Raw genomic sequence first — 22,535 nt, 5'->3', positions numbered from 1 at the left:
CGTGCACATGTAGTTCTCCTTCGCTCATACCCGAGGGGGGTATCTCCGACGTCGAGGAAGCTAACATACCCCCCTGGGGTTTTACAAGTCCTCATTCGATCGTTGCGACCGCTTCCTCGGTAAGGCCGTAGGAGATCCATCCGCGGTCGGTGAAGCCGGCCGCCGTCGCCGCCGCGGCCGAAGCCCGCTCGACCCCCACGCCCGCCAGGTGCGTTCCCGTCCCCGGATCCCGGGCTACCAGCACGCCTCGGGCTCATATACGGTGCTGGGGTATAGTATCGCCGCCGTAGACCCGAGGAGGGGACACATGCGACGCCTGACAGCACTCGACCCCGTTGACGCGCCCGCCAAGTCACGCGAGCTACTGGACGACATCATCAGCAGGAGAGGGAGTGCCGGCGAGATGGTGGCCACCATGGCACACTCACCGGCGATGCTTCAGGGCTACCTCGACCTCTCACGCGCCATGAGACGGACCAAACTGCCCCGCGCCCTCAGCGAGAAGATCTCCCTCGCCGTGCAGGAATGGATCGGCTGCGGCCTCTGCCTCGACGCCCACACCCAGGCAGCCCGGGCGGCGGGACTCACCGACACCGACATCGCCCTGGCCCGCCAGGGCACTTCCGCAGACTCCCGCGAAGCCGCGCTCATCGCCGTGGCCGTCCGCGTGCTGGCCGAACCGTCCTCCCTCACCGACGAGGACGTCGCAGATCTCCGCGCGCACGGCTGGAGCGACCGCATCATCGCCGAAGTCCCCGGCCTGGTGGCCCTGAACCTGCTGACGGGCTCCTTCAACCTCCTGGCCGGGCTTGAACCCGCCGAGCGAACGGCACAGGGGTAGAACCTGTCCGCCTGTCGGTGAACGGGCCCACACGAGCTACTGCCTGCGGCAACGTCATAGAGTGCCGCCGAATGCCTCAAAGGTCGCATATCACCACAAAGATGGACGACTGCACCACTTTCCTCTAAGTCTCCTATGAGATGTAGTAGAGCTCTTCCCGCCGGCCCCGGTTCGCTTTATGTTCCCTTTACTTCATCCTCTGCCACCACTGGAGGAATCCCTCATGGGACACAAAGCCGGTCGCCTTGCGGCAGCCACGGTCATCGCCGTGGGCACGAGCCTGGCCGCCCTGGTGCCCTCCGCCGCCGCACACGACGGGGCGACCAGCACTGACGGCGCGATAGACCACGCGAAGATCACGCACAACCACCACCAGCACGGCGGCGACCACGGCCACCTTCCCGCGTCGAGTTCCGGTGTCGAGCTCGTCAGCAAGCTCCCGCTGAAGAACGTCGAGCCCGAGAAGATCGCGGACGTCGGCGTCCACAAGGGCTATGCCTACCTGGCCGCATGGGGTGGCACGACCTGCAAGTACAACGGCGTCCACGTCGTCGACATCAAGAACCCGGCCCAGCCGAAGGAAGTCTCGTTCATCGTCGCGAAGGAGGGCAGCGCGCCCGGCGAGGGCGTGCAGGCGCTCAGCGTCGACACGCCGGCCTTCACCGGCGACATCCTCGTCACGAACAACGAGGTCTGCAAGGGTAAGTCCGGGGTCGGCGGCGTGAACATCTACGACGTCACCGACCCGACTCGCCCGACGCCTCTCGCGGTGGGCATGGGCGACGAGACCGTGGCGGGCGCCGGCAAGAAGGACGCCAACGAGATCCACAGCGTCTTCGCCTGGGACGCCGGCAAGAAGGCCTATGCCGTCATCGTGGACAACGAGGAAGGCGCCGACGTCGACATCCTCGACATCACGAACCCGAAGAAGCCCAAGGTCATCGCAGAGTACGACATCGACGAGAAGTTCCCCGGCATCACGCAACCCGGCCTCGACGAGATCTTCCTGCACGACATGGTGGTGAAGGAGATCGACGGCAGGCAGGTCATGCTGCTGTCGTACTGGGACGGCGGCTACGTACAGATCGACGTCACCGACCCGCTGAACATCTCGCTGCTGGCCGACAGCACGTTCGCCGACCCCGACCCCGAGGCGGCCGAGAGCGGGCTGACCGTCAGACCGGAGGGCAACGCCCACCAGGCCGAGTTCACCCGTGACGACAGGTACGTCCTCGCCGCCGACGAGGACTTCTCGCCGTACGCGTTGAAGACCTCGAACGTCACCGACGGCACCGCGATCAGCGCCGGCCAGGGCAGCGGCACGACCAAGCTCGCCCCCGGACAGACACTGACGGGCGTGGCCAAGTTCGCCGGCCTCGCCTGCCCCGGCGGCGCCGCCGTTCCCGCGGGTGACCCGAACGCCGTGGACATCGCCGTGGTGGAGCGCGGCGTGTGCACGTTCACCGAGAAGGTCGCCGAGGTCACGGCCGCCGGCGGCTACGACGCGATCCTCGTCTTCAACCGCACCGGCACCGACGCCTGCGACGCCGCCCTCGGCATGGACGTCCAAGGAGACATCCCGACCTTCGGAGTCGCGCCCCGCGGCCAGGGCTTCGCCATCTTCGACCAGCCGTACAGCAACGCCGACTGCCTCGCCGGCACCGGCCCGGCCCAGCTGCAGGTGCCGCTCGGCACGGCCGGCGACACACTGACCTTCTCCTCGTACTTCGACGGCTGGGGCTACGTGCACCTGTACGACCGGCAGACGATGAAGGAGCTCGACACCTACGCGGTACCCGAGGCGCACGACCCGGCCTTCGCGGAGGGCCACGGTGACCTGTCGGTCCACGAGGTGGCCGTCTCCGCCAAGCAGGCCGATCTCGCCTACTTCTCCTACTACTCAGCGGGCTTCCGCGTGACGCGAATCGTGGACGGCGAGATCCAGGAGGTGGGCCACTTCATCGACGAGGGAGGCAACAACTTCTGGGGCGTGCAGGTGTTCGAGCACGACGGCCAGGAGTACGTCGCCGCCAGCGACCGTGACCACGGCCTGTACATCTTCCGCTACACCGGCAACTGACGCGCCCGGACGCATGAGGTGACGCCGCTCCGGAGCCACCGGAGCGGCGTCACCGACCGGTCAACCGCTCGCGGGCCTGAAGGTCACGGTGAAGCTCTCGCCCCCGTCCTTGGACTCCAGGACCGTGCCATCCTCGGTGGCGGCAAGCAGGCGCCGCGGGTCGACCGCGGTGAACGCCACGGCCCGGCCGGGGAGCGTGCCACCGTCCTGCCATGTCCTGCCGCCGTCGCGGCTGGTGTGGAGCCGGCCGTCCTCTCCCGTGCCGATCAACAGGTCCACGGCAGGTTGCTCGATGTGGGTGAGGCGGGGCGCGCCCGCCACCTCCTCGAACTCCGTCCCGCCGCTTCCGCTGACCTTCAGCCCTTGCGGGGTGGTGGCGTAGACGCTCGTGGCGAGGGCGGCGTTCGCGGCTAGGTCGATCACCTGCTCCTCGGCTCCTGCGGCCCACGTGCGCCCGCCGTCGGTGCTGCGACGCAGCCGCCCGGACTGGCTGTCGAAGCCGTAGAGCACGCCACCCGCGAGTTGCAGCGCGTGGAAGTCAGCGGTGCCCGCTTCGGACACCGTCGTCCAGGTCCGCCCGGCGTCGTCGCTGCGGATCAGACCGAGATGCGGAGCGGCGTCCGGAGACGACTCGCCCGGGTGCCCGCTGGCCAGGAACGTCCTGGGGCCGGCCACCGTGAAACCCATGTGGTCCTGGACGCGGCCGGCGACGCGTTCGGCGGTCGTGCCGTCCTTGAGCTTGAAGAGGCCGTAGTGGCCGGCGAGATAAACGGCTCCGTCAGAGGGGTCGACGCCGAGGCCGTGGACGTGACCGATGCCAGGATCCGGGCCGTCGACGCCGTGCGGCTGCCCGCCACAGGCGGCCACGGTCACCAGCATCGCCGCCCCGGTCGACAGTGCCGCCGCTCGGAGCCGGGCAGGGAGTGCGCGCATGGAGAAGACCTCGGTCGACTGCAGGACGTGGGCAGTCTAGCCGCCCCTACTATGCAACGCCGTAGACGATCAGAGTCCGAGGAGCCTGTGGCAGTGGTGCACGAGGAACGAGCTGAGCCCGGGCAGCAGCGCCACCACGGCCGGCCCCGCCAGCAGCAGGGCGATGGCGAACGACCCGGCCAGGCGCTGCCTGCGGGCGAGAGGCTTCTCCGGGTTGAGCATGCGCCGTACGCGGGCCAGCGCGGTGTCGCCGCCCGCGCCCAGAGCGAAGGCGGGCGCACGGCCGGTGGCCAGCCCCACCAGGGCGGTCGCGATCAGGACGCGTGGGTGCCGACGGGCCGCCACGTCGTCGGCAAGGAGTTCGATGAGTCGCGCCAGTTCGGCTCTGGCCCGCTCGAACAGTGGCACGCCGGGGAACGCCGTCGCCAGGGTCTCCGCTACGGCGAGGACCAGGTGGTGGCGTCCGCGCAGGTGAGCCTGCTCGTGGGCGAGTACGGCGGCGACCTGTTCGAGGCTCAGGTTGCGCAGGGCTCCCGTGGTGATGACCGCCTTGCCGTGCCTGCCGGGAAGGCAGTAGGCCAGCCGTTCGTCGTAGTCGACGACGATCGCGTCCAGCAGCCCGTCGTGCCTCCCCAGCAACGCCAGCATCTCCGCGTGACGGCGCCGTTCCGTACGGGCACGCGTGAAGACGACCGCGGCGCGATAGACGATCCGGGCCGCTACGGCGCCCGCCACGGCCAGGGCGATGCCGGTGGTGGTCGTCGTCATGCCCGGCCCGTGCGTCAGCCAGGCGGCGCACGCCGCGAAAAGCGCCGCAAGGCCGTGGCCGATCACCGAAGCGGGCACCGCCAGCGCGAAGGCGGCCAGCAGGACCGAGACGACGACGGAACCGCACGCCGCGAGCCACAGCAGGATCGCCAGCCTGGGCGCACGCTCGGCCCATCCGCCCCCGCTCAGCAACCGCGGCAGGACGATCGCGGCGACCACCGGATAGGCCGCCAGCACGGCCACCGCCGTCATGCGCGCCCCCTCGGCGGGAACACCTGGAGCGCCGCCTCCAGGGCACCGGCCTCTTCCGGAGTCAGTCGCTCCAGGAAGTGCACCAGGGTGGCGGCCTGGTTGCCGCTTCTGGCCAGCGAGTCGCGCATCAGGTCCGCGGTGTAGGCCTCCTTGGAGGCGACCGCCTGATAGAGGTACGCCTTGCCGACCAGCTCCCGCCGGAGCAGACCCTTGGTGTGGAGCTTGTCCATCACCGTCATCACGGTCGTGTAGGCGATCGACCGCTCCGCGCGCAGATCCTCCAGCACGTCGCGCACTGTGGCCGGACGCCGGTAAGACCACATGCGGTCCATGATGACCGCCTCCAGCTCCCCCAGACTGCGCGCCACGCGAAAACCTCCAACCGGGCAGCTCGCCTCAATTCTACCGGCGATCGTAGAGCACCGACCAGGTGTGCCGTCCAAGGATGCGGCCGCCTTCCGCCGGCATGACTACGGCGATTCGATATCCATTCATGGCGCCGCCAGGCGCCGGGACAGCCCACCGGCGGGGCCACAGGATGATGACGATCAGCGTCGCCATCCGGGCGCGCCGTGGGGTGGGGGTAAATGGCCCAGGCGCGCGATGGGCGCCCACGGCGACATTCCTCGGGGCACGGCATCACGGCTGCACTTCCGTCCTACGACGATGGACAGTACGTGTTGATCCTTGATGCCTTTCATGATTCGTCCGACCACGGTGGGTCCGGGCTCGTCTCGTGCTACGCGCCGTAGGAGGTGAGGCCTTCATGTCGTTACACACGGGGCGTTTGTGAATGATGAGGATCATAAGCGCGATCGTGGCACCCTGCACAAAGGTAAAGAATGGTCCACTAAACCGCAGGTCAGGCAGCCCATTCAGTGGACGAGCACAGAACTGCGCTTGCCGCGCAATATACGTCTCCGTTACTTTGGGGCCCGCGAGGCGACATCCCGGTGCCCCACAGCCGGACCACCGCCTCTCGTACTACCGAGACCGTGCCTCATCTGCAGGAATCGATCTGCAGAGCGGCGCGGCCGCCGAATTCGCGATCATCGCGGAACCGGGGACCCAATCCTTCTTGGGGTGAATCGGAACGCCCGTCCGAGACGGCATTCCGTAGGGCACTTCCACGCCCGAACCCGTCAGCTAACCCGGTAGGCGGCATGGAAGCAAGGAGTCAATCTCAGCATGCCCCTGCACGTTCCACACCGTGCCCACACGTCCGCTGCACTTCCGAAGTTCGCCGTCGCCGCGGCTGTGGCCGTCGGCGTACTGGTACCCGGCAGCGCCGCTTTCGCGGACGACCACCCGACGCAGGAACGGGCCTCGACTACAGAAGCCAACGCCGTTCCTGCCAAGGCCCTCCCTGCGCGGCCGATCCCGGCTAAGCCGGCCCCCGCGAAGGCCGCTGTTCCGCAGAGGCCTACCACGCTGACCGCGCAGTCACTCATCCAGGTCGCCGAGTCCCAGGTGGGCGTGAAGGAGAACGCCGCCGGCGGTGGCACCCCCTTCCACGAGTGGTACATGTCATCGCGGCGCGCTCTGGAGACCGTCGCCCGCGACGGTGGCAGCATCCGCGCCTACGCCAACGCGCCCTGGTGCGCGATGTTCGTCTCGTGGGTCGGCGAGAAGGCCGGCCTGCGCCCGACGGTCGGCTGGGACGCCTACACCGTCACCTGGGCCAAGTGGTTCAGGGCCAACAAGCGCTGGGGCGCCGCGCCCAAGCCGGGCGCCGTCGTGTACTTCTCCTGGAACGGCGGAGGCATCGACAGCATCGATCACATGGGCCTGGTCAAGAAGGACAACGGCGACGGCACGATCACGACGATCGAGGGCAACACCGGCAACGGCAAGGTCGAGCAGCGTGTCCGGCCGAAGTCGCAGGTCGTCGGCTACGGATACCCCCAGTACCAGGCCTGACGCCGGCGCGAGCAGCGCCTCCGCTCAGCCGGGTACGCATCGTAGGGCTGGAGGAGCATCGTCGCGGAGCCGGGGCCGATCGGGCAGTCAGATCGCCTGGTCGCGGGTCCATTCCTGGTCCTGCCAGGCCGGGTCCAGCGGGGTGTGGGCGATGTGGTTGGTGTAGTTCGACAGTGTCTTCATCCCGACCCCGAGCACGATGTCGAGCACGTGGCGCCGGGTGTAGCCGGCTGCCAGGAACGCCTCGACGTCGGCGTCGTCCACCCAGCCGCGCTGGGCGACCATGAGGCGGGTGAGCCGGCGGGCGGCCTCCAGCGCCTCGTCCGGCAGGGGCTTGCCGGCCCGCAGGGCCTCGACCACCTCGGCCGGGACGCGTGCGCGCAACGCCATCGTGGAGTGCGCGGCCACGCAGTACTCGCAGCCGTTCTCCACGCTGGCGGTGATCCACACCACGTGCTTGGCCGGTCCTGGCAGGGACGACTTGCCGAACTGCTCGGCCAGCGCGTTGTAGCCGGCCAGCAGCTCCGGAGATTCGGCCATCACTCCGGCCAGGGTCGTCACGAACCCCATCCGTTTCCTGGCCGCCTGCAGCATCGGCCGGGCCGCCTCGGGAGCGTCGCTTTCGTCGTAGGTGCGGAAACCGCTCATCGTCTCTCCTCGGGAGTGGTGAAACCATCGAGTACGGCGTGCACGGCTGCCAGCAGGACCGGCGCCTCGGCGCCGGCTCTGGAGCGCAGGTTGACCGCGTACGCCTGAAGGGTCAGCGCCTCGGCAGCCGCCTCCAGATCCAGGCCGGGCCGGAGCTGGCCGTCCGCGCGCGCCGCCTCCAGCGCGGCGCGCATCGCCGCCCGCAGCGCGTCGTGGTGGTCGTCCAGGACCTGCCGGATCTCGGCGGACCGGCCGCCGGCGGTGGCGTGGGTGTTGGTGACCAGGCATCCCCAGCGGGCGTGCTCGCCCGAGCAGCGCGCCGCCACCAGCCGTTCGAAGAACGCGGCGATGGCCGTCACCCCCCGGACATCGCCGGCCAGCGCCTCGAACACCGGCCGTGACTGCCGCTCCAGGTAGCGGCGCAGCACGGCTGCCTGGAGCTGTCCTTTGCCGCCGAAGGTGGCATACAGGCTGGAACGGCTGAGGCCGGTCGCCGCCACCACCTCGGCGATGCCGGTGGTCTCGGCGCCGCGCTGCCAGAACAGGCGTACGACCTGGTCCAGAACCGCGTCGGGGTCGAAGTGCCTGACGTCGGGCACGCCGCCACCTCCTTATCTTGGAACGACCATTCCAAGATAGGGAGGTTCGAGGGTGAGCGTCAAGGGATCACGCCCATCCGCCGCCTGGAGGTCACGTCAGTCCGCCGGCCTTGGAATGGCGGGGGGAACCGGTGTCGGGACATCCGGGTCAGCGAACTGGAAGGCACAGGCGCGATCGAGGGCGTCCTCGGGAGAGCCGGCGGAGGAGCCATCGGGCAGGAGGCTGTCCTGGTACAGGCCCTCGTCAGGAAGGTAGAGGGCCAGGCCCCAGACATCCGGACAACCAGTGAAGCGCAGGCGGCACAGCCGCGCGTACGCACCGCCGTGCAGGCGCGCCACGATGTGAGCGAACTCGCCCCGGAAGCTCACGTCGATCCCGGCCACCTGCCGGCGCGACCGAGCGTGATCGTTCAGGCGTCGGCGCAGGTGTTGCCTCGTCTCCTCTGTCGGATACCTCGGCATGCCGCCTATCCTGCCCTGCCAGGGTTCGTCGGATCGAAGCCGTCCGGCAGGATCAGAACGTACGGGGGCTTCGGGTCGAGGAGCCAGGGCGGGATGGGGCAGGTCTTCCTGGGGCGCTCTCCGGGACGCCGCCTGGTCGCGGTGAAGCTGATCCGTCCCGAACTGGCCGACGACACGAGCTTCCGGCGACGGTTCGCGAAGGGAGGTCAAGGCGGCGAGCGCGGTGAGCGGGTTCTACGCCGCCGAGGTCGTGGCCGCCGACACTGACGCCTAGCAGCCCTGGCTGGCAGGACCAGGCCCTCATGCCGGTCATGTCTGTGCAGCTCATCCAGTCGCGGTGGAGCCTGAGGGGGACGATCGGCGCACCATCTCGTTGATCCAGACGGGCGCGAACGGGGACGTGCAGTTGGGCGGAGTCGGGTAGTCCTTGAGCACCTCCAGCCGTTCGCCGATGTCGATCGCACGGGCGCGGTGTTGGGCGTGCTCGATCCCGATCTGCGCCAGGCAGTGGTTCATCGCCCACTGCAGGCGATCCGGGGCGGCTTTCATCTCCGCCTCGATGACGTCGAGCAGTCCTGCGAGGTCGAGGCCCTCGGGCTTCTTGGCCACGCGTTCGGTGGTCAGCGCCCAGCCGGCACTCGCGACCACCGGATCCGGGTCGGCGGACCAGGCCAGGCGCAGCTCCTCGGCGTGCGGGCTCTTCTTGACCACGTAGTTCACGAGCCAGTCGTGCACCTTGGGGGTGCGCGCCTCGCGCACCATGACGTCCAGCTCGTCACGCTCGAACGCCTTCGGGCGGCAGATCAGGATCGCCAGCAGTCGCGCCGCGGTGTCGGCCGTCTCCCAGAGCCGGCACGCGAGTTCCTGCTGGGTCTTCAGCCGCTTCGCGAGCTCGCGCAGCCTGCTGAGGTGCACACCGTGATCGTCACCGTGCTTCTCGTTCACCTCGCGAGTCTTCGGGTCCTCGAGTGCGGCCAGCTCGGCCATCACCTCGGCCACGGTCGTCTCCGGCACCTCAGCCTCCTCCACCACGATCTCTCGAGCCAGTCACGCGATCATTGTCACAGCGTCACGCGTCTCGTACCCGATGAATCTCGTACCCGATGACGGGGCTCTCCGATGCGCGGACGGCGGGGAGACGCGGCGGTTGAGGCGTCGGCGAGGACGTCGGCCGGGCAGGTCAGGCGAGAGCGGGCTCGGTCAGCGGGGCGAACAACGCGCCGAGCCTGTTCACCGCCTCGGGGACGATCCGGTAGTAGACCCAGGTGCCGCGGCGCTCGCCGTCGATCAGGCCCGCGGTGCGCAGGACCTTCAGGTGGTGGGAGATCGTGGGGGCGGTGAGGTCGAAGGTCTCGGTCAGGTCGCACACGCACGCCTCGCCGCCCGGGTGGGAGCCGATCATCGACAGCAGGCGCAGCCGCACCGGGTCGGCGACGGCCTTGAGCATGACCGCGAGCTCGGCGGCGTCACTCCGGGACAGCGGCTCGCGCGCGATCGGCGCGCAGCACTGGATCGTGACGGCGGTCATGCGGCACCCCTCTGCTTCGAAAGCCGTCTAAATCATAGGCGATGGTAAGCCACCAGGGCCAATGCGGCGATCACGCAGGCCGCGGCCACCACACCCATCACCCAGCCGTATCCGGCCACCTGGGCGAGCGCGAACGCTCCCAGCGGAGCGAGCGCCTTGTCGGCGACGGCGAAGGCGGCGACACGTCCGGACAACGAGGCGTAGGCGGCGGTGCCGTACCGGCCCACCAGCAGGTGCGGCAGGGTGATGGAGGCAATGCCGAAGCCCAGCCCGAACAGCAGCACGACGCCGACGGCGCCCGGCACGGTCCGTCCGGCGAGCGGCAGGAGCAGGGCGGCGACGCCCTGGAGGGTGAAGATCATGGCGGCGGCGAGCGCGGTGGGCATGCGGGCCTGCAGGCCGGTGGTGATCAGCCGTCCGGTGACCGACAGGACCCCCAGCAGACCGGCGAGGGTGGCGGCCAGGACGGGCGGGTGCCCGAGGTGGACGAGGTAGGTGATGAGCAGCATCGCCATCGCGGCCATCGCTCCGGCGTGGGCGGTGAAGGCGATCACCAGGAGCCAGAACGGCCGCCTGCGGGTGGCCGCCCTGACGATGCCGGCGCGCCTCTCCGCCGCCGCGGGCTCGTGCCTGGCGTGGGTACGGCGGCGCAGGACGAGCGCGTGGAGGGGGACCGCGGCCACCCCGTAGATGAGCGCCAGGACGACCAGGGCCTGGCGCCAGCCGTGCCACTCCACCAGCAGGCCGGTCAGCGGCAGGAAGATCGCGGAGGCGAAGCCGCCCACGAGGGTGACCGCGAGCAGGGCTCCGGCCCGGCCGCCGCGCGTAGAGTCGTCGAACCAGCTGACGATGACGGCGAAGGCCGCCTCGTAGAGCACCATCGCGCAGGCGACGCCGATGGCGACGAAGACCGCGTACAGCTGAGGCAGGCTCTCCACCCGTGACCAGGCCAGCACGGCGGTCGTGCCGAGGATCGACCCGGCGGTCATGATGCCGCGCCCGCCGCGGGCGTCCAGCCGGCGGCCGACCAGCGGGGCGCAGAGGGCGGCGATGAGGATCGACAGGGTGAGCGCGGCGGCGACCTGGGCCTTGGTGGCGTGCAGGTCGCGGGCCATCGGCGCCAGGAAGACGGAGAAGGCGTAGTAGAGCACGCCGTAGCCGATGGTCTGGGTGACGGCCAGCGCGGCGACGACCCGCCGGCCGTGGCCGGGACGCGAGCGACCGCCGCCCCCGCTTCGCGGGGCGGCGGTCCCGGCGCCGGAGGTCACTCCGGCTCGCCGGCGGTGGGATGCCCGTTCGCCATGTCGATCCCTTTCAGCCGCAGCAGCTACCGCCCTCACCGGAGGCGCCGGCGGTAGCCAGGGGCAGCGGGGTGGCCAGCAGGCCGCCGCCGACGCCGGTGGCCAGGCCCACGCGCCGTTCCTGGGCCTCGGCGAGGCTGGAGGAGCACACGCCGGTCTCCGGCAGGTCGAGCCGGACGTCGCGGGCCGCCGCCCAGTCTCCGGCGACCGCGGCGACGACCGAGCGGACCTGCTCGTAGCCGGTGGCCATCAGGAACGTCGGCGCGCGGCCGTAGCTCTTGACGCCGACCGCATAGTAACCCGGCTCGGGGTGGGACAGCTCGTCCACGCCGTGGGCGGGGACGGTGCCGCAGGAGTGCCGGTTCGGGTCGATCAGCGGTGCCAGCTGCCGGGTGGATCCGAGGATCGGGTCGAGGTCCAGGCGGAGTTCGGAGGCGATGGAGTGGTCCGGCCGGTAGCCGGTCGCGGCCACGACGCGATCCACGGTGACCGACTGCTCGGCGCCGGACGGGTCACGGCTGACCACGGTCATCCGTTCGCCGCTCCGGGTGAGGGAGTGGGTGAAGAACCCGGTGAGGAGCTGGATGCGGCCGGCGTCCACGTGGGCCCGCAGCCGGGTGCCGAGCGCGCCGCGGGCGGGCAGCGCGTCGGCCGCGCCGCCTCCGTAGGTACGGGCGGCGCTGCCCGCGCGGACGGCCCAGGTGATCCGGGTGCCGTCGAGCCGCGCGAGGGCGAGCAGGGTGGTGGCGGCCGAGTGGCCGGCGCCCACGACCAGGGTGTGCTTGCCCTCGTAGGTCGCGCGGTCGGCGCCGAGCACGTCGGGCAGGGCGTGGTCGACCAGCTCCCCCGCCTCCGCCTCGCCGTACGCGGGCAGGCCGCCGGCGCCCAGGACGTTCGGCGTGCCGTAGGTGCCGGAGGCGTCGATGATCGCGCGGGCCTGCAGCTCCTCACCGCCGTCCAGACGGACCAGGAACGGCACGTCCTCGCGGCCGTGGGTGCGGACCCGGTCATGGCCGAGACGGCTGATCGCCGACACCTTGGCGCCGAGCCGTACCCTGTCGCCGAACAGGGTGGCCAGGGGATCGAGATAGTCCGAGATCAGCTCGGCGCCGGTGGGCAGCCACTCGGGGTCGGGCGCGCTCCAGCCGTCGGCCTCCAGCAGGCGGCGGGCGGCGGCGTCGATGTCGTACCTCCACGGGCTGAACACCCGCACGTGCCCCCACCGCGCGACCGAGGCGGCCACCCGCTCGCCCGCCTCCAGGACGACGAAGTCCAGGCCACGTTCGGCCAGGTGCGCGGCGGCGGCCAGCCCCACCGGGCCGGCGCCGATCACCACGACGGGAGGTTCGCCCGTCCGCCACGGGGAGGCGGGGAACGCCTGCGCGGTCACCTGCTCGGCGGGGGCGGCCGCCGGGCCGCAACATCCACTGCTCATGGTCTTCCCTCCAGGGTCGGCTGTCGGCCACGCGGCGAGGCGCCCCTTGGTTTGAAGTCTGTCTAAGTAGCATGCAGCTTGGCATGCTGATTAGAGGGATGTCAAATTAGGGATGGCTGCCAGTGAGGCGCGGCCGTGCGCGACGGAGGGGACCCGACTGGTACCCCCTGGGCGTATGGGGCGGCGGTTTCAGTGGTGGTAGGCGTGGACGACCGCGTGTCCCTTGCCCTTGCCGATGATCCACTTGTTGATGGGTGTGGTCACGAGGAAGGCGACGAGCAGGGCGAAGGCCAGGGCGCCCCAGAACAGCCCCGAGGTCAGTCCGGCGTCCATGGCGCCGGGGATGGCGAGCATCACGCCGTTGTCGACGACCTCCATCACGATGATCGACACGGTGTCCGCGGCGAGGGCCAGCTTGATCGCGGCGCCCCAGCTGACTCCGGCCCTGCGCAGGGGGAGCAGCGTGAGCAGGTAGCCGAAGAAGAAGGCGAGCGCGACCGCCAGGGCGATAGACGGGGCGGCGGCCCAGCCGAGCGCGGTGGCGATCACCAGGCCGAGGACCTCGCCGATGGCGCATCCGGTGAGGCAGTGCAGCGTCGCCGACGCGGCCATCCGCCAGGACACCTTCGCCGAGCCCGCGCCGTGGTGCGCGTGCGCCCCGTGCTGCGCCGCGGCGTGCTCGCCGTGCGAGGCGTGCGAGGCGTGCTCGCCGTGCGGGGTGTGGGCGCCGTGCGGGGTGTGGGCGCCGTGCGGGGTGTGGGCGCCGTGCGCGCCATGGTCGCCGTGCTCGGCGGGCCGGGCGGCCGTGCCGTGGTGCGGCGTGGAGTGAGGGGTGTGTGCGGCGTGGTCGTGACCGTGGTGCTCCGCCGGGCGGTGTGCTGCGTGGTCGGGGTGCTGCTGCTCGGTCATGACGACTCCAGAACATGTCGCATATGTCGGTTGCTCGTTCAGAACCATATACCCCCCACGGGTATATGGCAAGCAGTAAAAGCCAAGGCGGCGGTCCGGTGCCGGTCAGCCTGCGGAGCCGTGGGGGTCGAGCAGGATGATGACGGTCAGCAGCACGATCCAGGCGATCACCACGGCCATCAGCAACCTGCTCGGGGAGAGCCCGCGCGGGAAGCGTCCAGAGGGGCTCACAGCCAGCCGCTCCTGCGCAGCAGCCGGTGGACGATCACCACGGCGACGACCATGGCGATCAGGCTGAGGGGATAACCGAGCAGCCAGTGCAACTCGGGCATGTAGTCGAAGTTCATGCCGTAGATGCCGGCGATCATGGTGGGGACGGCGATGAGGGCCGCCCACGAGGAGATCTTGCGCATGTCGGCGTTCTGCTGCATGGCCGCCGCGCTCTGCTCCCGGCCCACCAGGGCGAGATGGGCGCTCAGCGCGCTGGTGAGCAGTTCGTTGTGCTGGTCGACCGCCGCGTCCACGCGCAGCAGGTGGTCCAGCACGTCACGGAACTGGTCACGGGCGACGGCGCACAGCTCCACCCGGCCTTTGACGATCTCCTCCAGGACCGGCACCAGGGGATCCTGGGCGGCGCGGAACTCCAGGACCTCGCGCTTGAGCGAGTAGATGTCCTCGGTCACATCGGCGTACTCACCGCTGAAGACGCGCTGTTCCAGGGCGATGAGGTCGTGCTCGACCTCGTGGGAGATCTGGGAGTAGGTGTCGACGACCTGGTCGCAGATCGCGTACAGGACTCCGGCGGGCCCGGCCTCCATCAGGTCGGGGTCGGACTCGATCCGCCGGCGCACCCCGGCCAGCGCATTGGCCTGCCCGTGGCGGACCGTGATGACGAAGTCGCGCCCGAGGAACAGGTTGATCTCGCCGACCTCGATGTCGGAGCTCTGGTCCACGTACAACAGCGTTTTCAGCACCACGAACAGGGTGTCGTCATAGCGTTCCAGCTTGGGGCGCTGGTGGGCGTGGATGGCGTCCTCGACCGCCAGGGGATGCAGTTTCACCTCGCTCGTGATCAGGTCGAACTCCTCCTGGGTCGGCTCATGCAGGCCGATCCAGAGAAAGCAGTCACCCCGGGCACGGGCGTCGCCGAACGCGTCGCTGATGTCACCGTTGATGCTCTCGCGCACGCCGTTGCAGTAGATCGCCTGGTCCACAATCACACCAGGCATTGTGACGTATCGGGCAACACCCCCATTCTTGATCAGCGGGGCCCTGGGCCCAGGCGGTCGCGGACGAGGCGGCGGCCGATGCGTTGCATGGGCTGTTCGATGAGGCGGTGGGTGAGGGCGCTGACCGGCAGCAGCACCAGTACGAAGCCGACACCCGTGGCGATCTGGTGCGGCAGGGGCGACCAGCGGCGCTCGCCCAGGACCTCCATCATGACCAGCAGGATCGGCAGGTGCACGAGGTAGAGCGAGTAGCTGACCAGGCCGAGCCAGGTGAGCGGCCGGGGGATGCGCCGCTCGCGCAGCACCAGGCCGGCCGCGAAGGTGGCGGCTGCGGCGAGCATCGTGCCGATCCACACGTCGGGCCGCACCCACCACCAGCCCGCGCTGATCGCCCACACCGGGGCGACCGCCACGAGGAGGGCGGTGAGCGCCACCGGCCGGAGCGTGCCCGTCCCCCGCTCCCAGTGGTGGATCGCGGTCCCGGCGAACATCACGGCCAGCATGGCCAGCCCGAACCACGGCACCCGGCCGCTCAGGAACAGCAGGGCGAGGGCCATCAGCCCCAGCGCGCAGGAGGCGACGGTGCGCAGCCGCCCGGCGAGCACGCACGCCAGGCCGGCGGTGAACACCGCGAGCGAGACCCACGCCGGCCCGCCGCCCGTCAGCAGCGCGGCCGACACGGTCAGGCCGGTGACGACCGCGGCCAGCCCGAACAGCACCGCGATCAGGCCGCGGCCCGCGTGCGCGCCGGCGGCGAACAGCGCGGCGACCATCAGGTAGAAGACCATCTCGTACGACAACGTCCACATGGTGTTGAGGACGCCGCCCACCCCGACCACGTCGAGCAGCATCGTGGCGTGCGCGGCGGCCGCGTACGGGTCCCGCGGCACCTCCGGGCGTACCGGGATCCACCAGGACAGGGCCAGCACCAGCGCCAGCACGGCGAGGTAGAGCGGGTAGAGGCGGAAGAAGCGGCCGATCCAGAAGGCGCGCAGGTCGCCGCCCCGCTCCAGAGAGGCGGGGACGATGTATCCGCTGACGAGGAAGAACACGAGCACGCCGTACACGCCGAGGTTGATCTGGGTGGGCCTCAGCCACGGCATGGCCCAGGTGAACAGGTGCTCGCCCACCACGGCCAGCGCGCCGACGCCGCGCAGCGCGTCCAGCCAGCCGAGCCGGTGGAGACCCGGCCGGAGCGTCTCGGACGGTGGGGACAGAGCACCAGACATGGAGCCAAACGTACCCAGGTGGAACGGGGCGGGGGTGGCCGTGGCGGCCGGCGGCTGCTGGTCGCCCCGTCAGCGGCCCAGATGCTGCCTGGCCAGCCGGGCCAGCGTCACGTCCAGGGGCTGGACGCGACCGGGCAGCGGCCGCGCACCGTCCCACCAGGTGACCGCGCCGATCTCCGCGCCGGGGACGAAGCCGTCGTGGGCCGCCACGGCTCCGGTCACGCGGGCGGCGTAGAGCGCGGCGTACTCGGCCCGCCGTTCGGCGCCGAGGACGAAGCGGGCGTGACCGATGAAGGTCAGGTCCTCCACATGGCGGCCCGTCTCCTCACGCAACTCCCGTACGGCCGCCTGGCGGGGCGTCTCTCCCGGGTCGATCAGCCCGCCCGGAAGTTCCCAGCACGCCCGCTCCCGGTTGAGGACCAGCAGCAGCCAGTCATCGTGCCAGAGCGCGGCCAGGGCGAGCGGCGTCGGGGCGTCGTCGCGCGGGAAGGGCTCACCGGCCGGGTGGAAGGCCACCAGCGCGTTGCCGTCCGCGTCTACGGCGAGGGGGCGGTCCATGACCCTCCTGGAAACGGCGGGGCGGGCAGGGGCCTGGCGGCTGGAACCTCCCGTGACGTGAGGTTGACCCGTCAGGGCCGTACGCGGGGCGCTTTCGCTTCGAGGCGCCGGCGGCGGAGTTGCTCGGCGAACTCCCTGGCCATGGCGAGCTGCTCGCGCAGCCTCTCGGCACGGTCGGCCACCGCCCGCTCGAACAGGTGCAGCCGCCCGGCGAGCGTGGGGTCGTCGTCGCCGGCCGCGACCCGGTCGATGATGCCGAGCAGGTCGCGCATCTCCTCCAGGCTGAAGCCGAGCGGCTTCATCCGCTTGACGAGGGCGAGCCGGTCGATGTGGGTCTCGCCGTAGAGGCGGAACCCGCCGGGCGTGCGCTCGGGGACGACCAGGCCGACCTCCTCGTAGTGCCGGATCGTGCGCAGCGACAGCCCGAGCCGCTCGGCCACCTCGCCGATCTGCACCAGCCCTTCGGCCATCGCGCTCCTCCACCCGTCGCAGCCAGCTCTCGCCCTCCTCACCGGCGTTGAAGGCGTTCCCGTGACGATACCTCGCGGCCGGGGTGGGCTCCTCGGCCGGACGCCGGTGCGGGCACGCGCCGTCCCGCCACCCGCCGGACGGACGGCCGGCCGGACGGACGGCCGGACGGACGGCCGGACGGACGGACGGCCGGGCGGGTGGCCGGGCGGCGGCGAGGGCGGGCGAGGCGGCGGTGGAGCTGATGGGCCTGCAGCGGGTGAGCACGCGGCGAAGCGGAACCCCGCTGGCAGGCCGTGATCAACCCTACTCTCACGAGAGGAGAGAGCGAAAGGGGCCGTGACTCCCTGAGTGGTGACCATGGCGGGAGTGTCCGCATACCGAGAGCTTGCCCACGCTGGGCGATCATCGTTCGTGTGCTGGACAGGCGGCGGTTCCTGGCGTTGGGTCTGACGGCCGGCCTGCCCTATGCGGCAAGGTCGCCGTGGCGGGCCGATCCGTTCACCCTCGGCGTCGCCAGCGGCGACCCGTCCCCCGACGGGTTCGTGCTGTGGACGCGGCTCGCGCCCGTGCCGCTGGCCGAGGACGGGCTCGGCGGGATGCCCGCCGCCGCGGTGCCGGTGCACTGGCAGGTGGCCACCGATCCGGGCTGCACCCGCGTCGTCCACCAGGGCTCCCAGGAGGCGGTGCCCGACTGGGCGTTCAGCGTGCACGTCGAGGTGACCGGGCTGCGGCCGGACAGCGAGTACTGGTACCGGTTCCGGGCGGGCTCGTACGAGTCGGCCGTCGGGCGTGCCGTGACCGCCCCCGCGCCCGGCTCGCCGGCCCGGCCGCTGCGCCTGGCGGTGGCCTCGTGCGCCAACTACCAGCACGGGTACTTCACCGCCTACGCCAGGCTGGCCGGCGAACGCCCCGACCTGGTGCTGCACCTGGGCGACTACATCTACGAGCAGGGCTCCGACGACGTGCTGGAGCCCGGCGGCAACGCGCGTTCCCACGAGGGCCCCGAGGCGACCACCCTGGCCGGGTACCGGCTGCGGCACGCCCTCTACAAGACCGACCCGGACCTGCGGGCGGCACACGCCGCCGCGCCCTGGCTGGCGATCATGGACGACCACGAGGTGGCCAACAACTGGACCGGCCTGGTCCCGGCGGAGCGGCGGGCGGCCGCCTTCCGCGCCTACTACGAGCACATGCCGCTGCGCCCGAGCGCCCGGCCGGACGGCTCCGCCATGCGGGTGTACCGGCGGCTGCACTGGGGCGACCTGGCCACCTTCCACCTCCTGGACGCGCGGCAGCACCGCGACCCCCACCCGTGCGGCCACGGCTACGCCTCCTGCGCCGTGCCCGTCCCCGCCGGGCACAGCATGATCGGCGCGGAGCAGGAACGCTGGCTGCTGGACGGCTTCCGCTCTTCCCGCGCCCGCTGGGACCTCGTCGGCCAGCAGGTCTTCTTCGGCCGGCGGGACCGCGACCCCGGCCCCGGCCTGGTGGTGCGGCAGGACGCCTGGGACGGCTACGCGGACTGCCGCACCCGCGTCACCGACGGCTGGCTGCGGGCCGGTGTCCGCAACGCCGTGGTGCTCACCGGCGACGTGCACGCGCACTGGGCCGGGAACCTCGCGCTCGACTACGACGACCCGGCCTCCCCCGTCGCCGGGACGGAGTTCGCGGTGACCTCGGTCACCAGCGGTGGCGACGGGCACGACGCCGACGCGGCCGGTGACCACCTCCTGGCGGGCAATCCGCACCTGCGCTTCCATCTGCGCCGCCGGGGCTACCTCCTGCTGGACGTGCGCCCCGGCGCCCTCACCGCGGATCTCAAGGTCGTGCCGTACGTCAGCGCGCCCGGCGCCCCGGCCCGGAGCGCGGCCACGTTCACCGTCGCCGACGGCGTGCCGGGCCTGTCCCCGCCGGTCTGATCGGCATCCGGCACGCCTGGCCGGGATCGGGCACTCGTGGCCGGGATCAGGCGCGCCACTCGCGCACGCGCTTGTACACGTCGTGGGCGCTCACGGCCAGCACGCCCAGCGCCGTGACGGTGTAGAAGGCGTCCGGCGCCACCAGGCCGCCGAGGTCGGCCAGGAAGTCGGAGTCGAAGAACTGCCGGCTGTGGAGGATCCAGGCCATGGGCAGGGCGAACAGCGCGTTGGCGGCCGCGTAGGCGGCGACCAGCGGGGTGGTCCACCGGCCGGTGGCCGTCCGGAGCACGCCGAGCACGACCAGGCCGGCGAGCCCGGCGAGGACGGGCCACATCCACCCCGTCCACAGGGCCGGGTCGAGCACCGACAGCCGTTCGCCGCCGTCGGTCACGTACGGCTTGGCGGTGTGCTGCCAGACGATCAGTCCGAGGATCAGCGCGTCCACCGCCAGACCGCCGATGGCGGCGGTCCGGCTGCCGGAGTCGGCGGCCTCGGGGAGCTGGTCGGGGGTCCAGGAGCCGGCGCCGCGGGCCGCGCCACGACGCTTGCCGAACCGCTCGGCCAGGGCGAAGACCAGGGTGAGCCAGGCGATGAACTGGGCTCCGACGGTGAGCACCGTGCCGAGCGCGGCGCCGATCACCGCCCCGAGGCTGTCGCCGTCGAGGACGTCCACCACCACCGAGATCACGGTGACGACCGGGAGCACGGCGGCCAGCAGGACGCCGAGCAGCCGGATGTAGGCCGGGTAGAGGTCGGGGCCGATGAGGGCGAGCGGCCGGTCCGCGTAGCGGGCGGCGAGCCGGATCGGGTCGCCCATCTCGGTGAGCACCTCACGCTCCGCCGCGCCCCGGCCGTCCGGGTCGCGCGCGTCGATGGTGTCGGCGATCGTGGCGCGCAGCTCGGCGGCGACGTCGTCGCGTTGGTCGGCCGGGATCCGCCGTACGACCTCGTGCACGTAGCGCTCGGTCAGCGTGGTGGGGGTCATCAGGCTTCCTTGGTCAGTCGTGAGATCGAGGTGACGAGGTCGCGCCACTCGCGCACCAGGCGGGCGCGCACCTGCGAGCCTTCCGGGCTGACCCGGTAGAACTTCCGCGGGCGGGACTCGTCGGTGTTCCACTCGCTGGTGAGCAGGCCCTGCTTCTCCAGCCGGCGCAGCAACGGGTAGAGGGTGTTGCCGTCGACGGTGACCCCGGCGTCGTTGAGCGTCTCGAGCAGCGCGTAGCCGTACTGCGGCTCCTCCAGCAGGGCCAGGCAGGCCAGCACGACCGTGCCGCGGCGCAGCTCCTGGGCCTGGGTGAGGATCAGCTCTTCTGAGGTCACGTCTCGCACGTTACTGTGTGGCACACACTAATGTCCACAGCACGCCTTCGATCGGGGTGATGTGGTTGGTTTTGTCCGGTTACGGGCACGTGGCTGGCGGGGGAAGGGAGCACGCCATGACGTTCGCGATAGGCGGCGAGCTGACGGTCAACCGGCTCGGGTACGGAGCCATGCAGATCACGGGTCCCGGAGTCTGGGGGCCGCCGCGGGACCACGACGAGGCGATCCGGGTGCTGCGGCGCGCGGTCGAGCTGGGCGTCGACTTCATCGACACCGCCGACTCCTACGGGCCGTACGTGTCCGAGGAGCTGATCAAGGAGGCGCTGCACCCGTACCCCGAGGGCCTGGTCATCGCCACGAAGGCGGGCCTGGTGCGCACCGGCCCGAACCAGTGGCTGCCGGTGGGACGTCCGGAGTACCTGCGCCAGGAGGCCGAGATGAGCCTGCGCCGCCTCGGCGTGGAGCGCCTCGACCTGTTCCAGCTGCACCGCGTCGACCCCGCCGTGCCGCTCGCCGACCAGCTCGGCGTCTTCACCGAGCTGCAGAAGGAGGGCAAGGTCCGCCACATCGGACTGTCGGAGGTGTCGGTCGAGGAGATCGAGCAGGCCCGCAGGCACGCGGAGATCGCCACCGTCCAGAACCTCTACAACCTCACCAACCGGCAGTCCGAGGCGGTGCTCGACCACTGCGAGGCCGAGGGGATGGGGTTCATCCCGTGGTTCCCCATCGCCACGGGACAGCTCGCCGAGCCCGGCGGCCCGCTGGCCGCGCTGTCCCAGGAGACCGGCGCCACCCCGGCCCAGCTCGCGCTGGCGTGGCTGCTGCGCCGCTCCCCCGTCATGCTGCCCATCCCGGGCACGTCGTCGGTCGCCCACCTGGAGGAGAACGTCGCCGCGGCCGACGTCGCGCTGACCGCGGAGCACTACGCGACCCTGTCGCGGATGGCCTGACCCAGGGACCGTCGCGGATGGCCTGACCCAGGGACCAACGGCCCTGCGGCGAGGGGCGACCGGCCCTGCCGCGGTCCCCGCCGGCGCGCGAGGCTGGCGGGGACGGCGCGAAAGGGTGAGGTCACAGGATGTGCAACTACTGCGGTTGCCGGGAGTTCCCGCTGATCGGACAGCTGTCCGAGGAGCACGTGGAGATCGAGGAACTGGCCGGCTCGCTGCGCAGGTCCATCGGCGAAGGGCGGCACGACGAGTCGCTGGCGCTGCTCGACGCACTGCTGGCCCAGCTCGGCCCGCACACCGCCACCGAGGAGAGCGGGCTGTTCGCCGAGCTGCGCGCCGACGGGGCGCTCACCGAGGAGGTGGACCGGCTGTGCGCCGAGCACGCCGACATCCATGGGGTGCTGCTCGCCGTCGACCGGGCGGCGCCGGACTGGGCCGCCGTGCTGGAGGCGCTGCGGCTGCTGCACCGGCACATCGACAAGGAGGAGCACGGCCTGTTCCCCGCGGCTGTCATCGTGCTGCCGCTCCCCGCGTGGGACCGCATCACGACCGACCGGCCCCTGACCCGGTAGGGCGCTCCCGCACCGGCGCGGCAGAAGGCCGGAACCCGGTGCGGCAGAAAGCGAACATTTCTCATTCTGCTATTGCGAGAAATATCCGTAAATCCGATAGAAGTTCGCCGCAGGAGGGTTTTTCTTCGCCCCGGCCGTAAAGCTGCCTCACTGCCGCCTCGCGTTCCCGATGCGCCGCCTCTCGCCCCTCCTACGCTGTCTCCGTCGTGAGGCGGCGGCGAGGGGAGGACGGGTGCTGGGACTGCACGACTGCCTGACCGAGGTCATGGCCATACCGGGAGCGTTGGACGCGATGCTGCTGGACCAGACCAGCGGCGTGGCGGTCGTGGCCAGCGGGGCGCCCGACGGCGTCGACACCGAGCGCTCCGCCGCCGCCCTGACCGAGACGCTCCGGGCCACCATGGACGGGCTGGCGCGTTCGTGTCCCGGCGACACGGTCCGCATCGACGACATGCTCGTCACCACGGATCACGGTCACCACCTGCTCCGGCTGATGGAGACCGCCTTCGAGGGGCCGCTCGTCATCTACGTGCGGCTCGATCGCGAGCGGGCGAACGTGGCGCTCGCGCGCTTCCGCCTGCAGGACATCTCGACCCGGTTGCTGGCCTGAG

General features: G+C 71.1%; 25 protein-coding genes and 1 riboswitch. Of the genes, 7 read left to right on the top strand and 18 right to left on the bottom strand.

What is annotated here, in order from left to right:
• Positions 1 to 307 precede the first annotated feature (307 nt).
• Together CXR44_RS20615 and CXR44_RS20610 are read left to right on the top strand one after the other, a co-directional pair.
• On the top strand, positions 308 to 841 hold the full coding sequence (locus tag CXR44_RS20615) for a carboxymuconolactone decarboxylase family protein (RefSeq protein WP_101787692.1): 534 nt from the start codon (positions 308 to 310) through the stop codon (positions 839 to 841).
• 223 nt (positions 842 to 1,064) lie between these two features.
• Complete coding sequence (locus CXR44_RS20610) at positions 1,065 to 2,921, top strand: PA domain-containing protein (protein WP_101787691.1); 1,857 nt, start codon at positions 1,065 to 1,067, stop codon at positions 2,919 to 2,921.
• A gap of 60 nt (positions 2,922 to 2,981) precedes the next feature.
• On the opposite strand, the gene CXR44_RS20605 is transcribed toward CXR44_RS20610, so the two are convergent.
• The 3 genes from CXR44_RS20605 to CXR44_RS20595 form a co-directional block, all read right to left on the bottom strand.
• Positions 2,982 to 3,854, bottom strand: a complete 873-nt coding sequence (locus CXR44_RS20605) for a F510_1955 family glycosylhydrolase (RefSeq protein ID WP_144070031.1) — start codon at positions 3,852 to 3,854, stop codon at positions 2,982 to 2,984.
• Between the two features lie 69 nt (positions 3,855 to 3,923).
• Entirely contained in the window at positions 3,924 to 4,874 is a 951-nt protein-coding gene (locus CXR44_RS20600) for a M56 family metallopeptidase (protein WP_101787689.1), read from the bottom strand.
• A complete protein-coding gene (locus CXR44_RS20595) occupies positions 4,871 to 5,242 on the bottom strand; it encodes a BlaI/MecI/CopY family transcriptional regulator (RefSeq protein WP_101787688.1) in 372 nt (123 codons plus the stop codon). The genes CXR44_RS20600 and CXR44_RS20595 overlap by 4 nt, the downstream gene beginning before the upstream one ends.
• A 657-nt stretch (positions 5,243 to 5,899) precedes the next feature.
• A riboswitch (cyclic di-AMP (ydaO/yuaA leader) is annotated at positions 5,900 to 6,050 on the top strand.
• Between the two features lie 300 nt (positions 6,051 to 6,350).
• On the opposite strand from CXR44_RS20595, the gene CXR44_RS41035 reads away from it, so the two are divergent.
• Positions 6,351 to 6,794 (top strand): CHAP domain-containing protein, encoded by a 444-nt coding sequence (locus CXR44_RS41035; protein ID WP_245899287.1) that lies wholly within the window; start codon positions 6,351 to 6,353, stop codon positions 6,792 to 6,794.
• An 87-nt stretch (positions 6,795 to 6,881) separates the two neighbouring features.
• Here CXR44_RS41035 and CXR44_RS20585 read toward each other — a convergent pair whose 3' ends face one another.
• The 13 genes from CXR44_RS20585 to CXR44_RS20530 all read right to left on the bottom strand — a co-directional run bounded on the left by CXR44_RS20585 (position 6,882) and on the right by CXR44_RS20530 (position 17,162).
• Positions 6,882 to 7,442, bottom strand: a complete 561-nt coding sequence (locus tag CXR44_RS20585) for a carboxymuconolactone decarboxylase family protein (RefSeq protein ID WP_101787686.1) — start codon at positions 7,440 to 7,442, stop codon at positions 6,882 to 6,884.
• Positions 7,439 to 8,041 (bottom strand): TetR/AcrR family transcriptional regulator, encoded by a 603-nt coding sequence (locus CXR44_RS20580; RefSeq protein ID WP_101787685.1) that lies wholly within the window; start codon positions 8,039 to 8,041, stop codon positions 7,439 to 7,441. The genes CXR44_RS20585 and CXR44_RS20580 overlap by 4 nt, the downstream gene beginning before the upstream one ends.
• Before the next feature lie 96 nt (positions 8,042 to 8,137).
• The gene (locus tag CXR44_RS20575) at positions 8,138 to 8,503 is read right to left on the bottom strand and encodes a hypothetical protein (protein WP_180903601.1); all 366 of its coding nucleotides are present in this window, start codon (positions 8,501 to 8,503) and stop codon (positions 8,138 to 8,140) included.
• Between the two features lie 324 nt (positions 8,504 to 8,827).
• Positions 8,828 to 9,490, bottom strand: a complete 663-nt coding sequence (locus tag CXR44_RS20570) for a DNA alkylation repair protein (RefSeq protein WP_101787739.1) — start codon at positions 9,488 to 9,490, stop codon at positions 8,828 to 8,830.
• Positions 9,491 to 9,683: 193 nt separating this feature from the next.
• The gene (locus tag CXR44_RS20565; RefSeq protein ID WP_101787684.1) at positions 9,684 to 10,031 is read right to left on the bottom strand and encodes an ArsR/SmtB family transcription factor; all 348 of its coding nucleotides are present in this window, start codon (positions 10,029 to 10,031) and stop codon (positions 9,684 to 9,686) included.
• Between the two features lie 32 nt (positions 10,032 to 10,063).
• Positions 10,064 to 11,299 (bottom strand): MFS transporter, encoded by a 1,236-nt coding sequence (locus CXR44_RS20560; protein WP_101787683.1) that lies wholly within the window; start codon positions 11,297 to 11,299, stop codon positions 10,064 to 10,066.
• 46 nt (positions 11,300 to 11,345) lie between these two features.
• Positions 11,346 to 12,767, bottom strand: a complete 1,422-nt coding sequence (locus CXR44_RS20555) for an FAD-dependent oxidoreductase (protein WP_101787682.1) — start codon at positions 12,765 to 12,767, stop codon at positions 11,346 to 11,348.
• Between the two features lie 189 nt (positions 12,768 to 12,956).
• Positions 12,957 to 13,676, bottom strand: a complete 720-nt coding sequence (locus CXR44_RS41030) for a DUF4396 domain-containing protein (protein WP_101787681.1) — start codon at positions 13,674 to 13,676, stop codon at positions 12,957 to 12,959.
• Between the two features lie 105 nt (positions 13,677 to 13,781).
• Positions 13,782 to 13,907, bottom strand: a complete 126-nt coding sequence (locus CXR44_RS41720) for a hypothetical protein (protein ID WP_281260291.1) — start codon at positions 13,905 to 13,907, stop codon at positions 13,782 to 13,784.
• Positions 13,904 to 14,905 (bottom strand): magnesium/cobalt transporter CorA, encoded by a 1,002-nt coding sequence (corA, locus tag CXR44_RS20545; protein WP_180903600.1) that lies wholly within the window; start codon positions 14,903 to 14,905, stop codon positions 13,904 to 13,906. Before corA ends, CXR44_RS41720 begins: the two co-directional genes overlap by 4 nt.
• Positions 14,906 to 14,937: 32 nt before the next feature.
• Positions 14,938 to 16,134 (bottom strand): acyltransferase family protein, encoded by a 1,197-nt coding sequence (locus CXR44_RS20540; RefSeq protein WP_101787679.1) that lies wholly within the window; start codon positions 16,132 to 16,134, stop codon positions 14,938 to 14,940.
• Positions 16,135 to 16,203: 69 nt separating this feature from the next.
• Positions 16,204 to 16,692, bottom strand: coding sequence for an NUDIX domain-containing protein (locus tag CXR44_RS20535; protein ID WP_101787678.1), 489 nt, complete (start codon positions 16,690 to 16,692; stop codon positions 16,204 to 16,206).
• A 71-nt stretch (positions 16,693 to 16,763) separates the two neighbouring features.
• Complete coding sequence (locus CXR44_RS20530; protein ID WP_101787677.1) at positions 16,764 to 17,162, bottom strand: MerR family transcriptional regulator; 399 nt, start codon at positions 17,160 to 17,162, stop codon at positions 16,764 to 16,766.
• A gap of 414 nt (positions 17,163 to 17,576) precedes the next feature.
• Here CXR44_RS20530 and CXR44_RS20525 point away from each other — a divergent pair, with 414 nt between their 5' ends.
• Positions 17,577 to 19,082: an alkaline phosphatase D family protein gene (locus CXR44_RS20525; RefSeq protein ID WP_245899286.1), complete on the top strand. Its 1,506-nt coding sequence runs from the start codon at positions 17,577 to 17,579 to the stop codon at positions 19,080 to 19,082.
• Between the two features lie 46 nt (positions 19,083 to 19,128).
• Here CXR44_RS20525 and CXR44_RS20520 read toward each other — a convergent pair whose 3' ends face one another.
• Positions 19,129 to 20,067, bottom strand: a complete 939-nt coding sequence (locus CXR44_RS20520; RefSeq protein ID WP_101787676.1) for an HAAS signaling domain-containing protein — start codon at positions 20,065 to 20,067, stop codon at positions 19,129 to 19,131.
• A complete protein-coding gene (locus CXR44_RS20515; protein WP_101787675.1) occupies positions 20,067 to 20,402 on the bottom strand; it encodes a PadR family transcriptional regulator in 336 nt (111 codons plus the stop codon). Before CXR44_RS20515 ends, CXR44_RS20520 begins: the two co-directional genes overlap by 1 nt.
• A gap of 59 nt (positions 20,403 to 20,461) precedes the next feature.
• Between CXR44_RS20515 and CXR44_RS20510 the strand changes: the two genes are divergently transcribed.
• The 3 genes from CXR44_RS20510 (at position 20,462) to CXR44_RS20500 (ending at position 22,534) form a co-directional block, all read left to right on the top strand.
• Positions 20,462 to 21,352 carry an aldo/keto reductase gene (locus CXR44_RS20510; RefSeq protein WP_425437446.1) on the top strand — a complete coding sequence of 297 codons (891 nt, stop codon included), beginning with the start codon at positions 20,462 to 20,464 and terminating at the stop codon, positions 21,350 to 21,352.
• Positions 21,353 to 21,480: 128 nt separating this feature from the next.
• Positions 21,481 to 21,924: a hemerythrin domain-containing protein gene (locus CXR44_RS20505; RefSeq protein WP_101787673.1), complete on the top strand. Its 444-nt coding sequence runs from the start codon at positions 21,481 to 21,483 to the stop codon at positions 21,922 to 21,924.
• Positions 21,925 to 22,156: 232 nt separating this feature from the next.
• Positions 22,157 to 22,534, top strand: a complete 378-nt coding sequence (locus CXR44_RS20500; protein WP_101787672.1) for a roadblock/LC7 domain-containing protein — start codon at positions 22,157 to 22,159, stop codon at positions 22,532 to 22,534.
• The last annotated feature ends 1 nt before the right edge of the window (position 22,535 follow it).

It is taken from the genome of Nonomuraea indica (assembly GCF_002850745.1).
Classification (GTDB): Bacteria; Actinomycetota; Actinomycetes; order Streptosporangiales; family Streptosporangiaceae; genus Nonomuraea; species Nonomuraea indica.
Note: the sequence above shows the minus strand (reverse complement) of the source record. Positions and strands in the feature narration are given on the sequence as shown.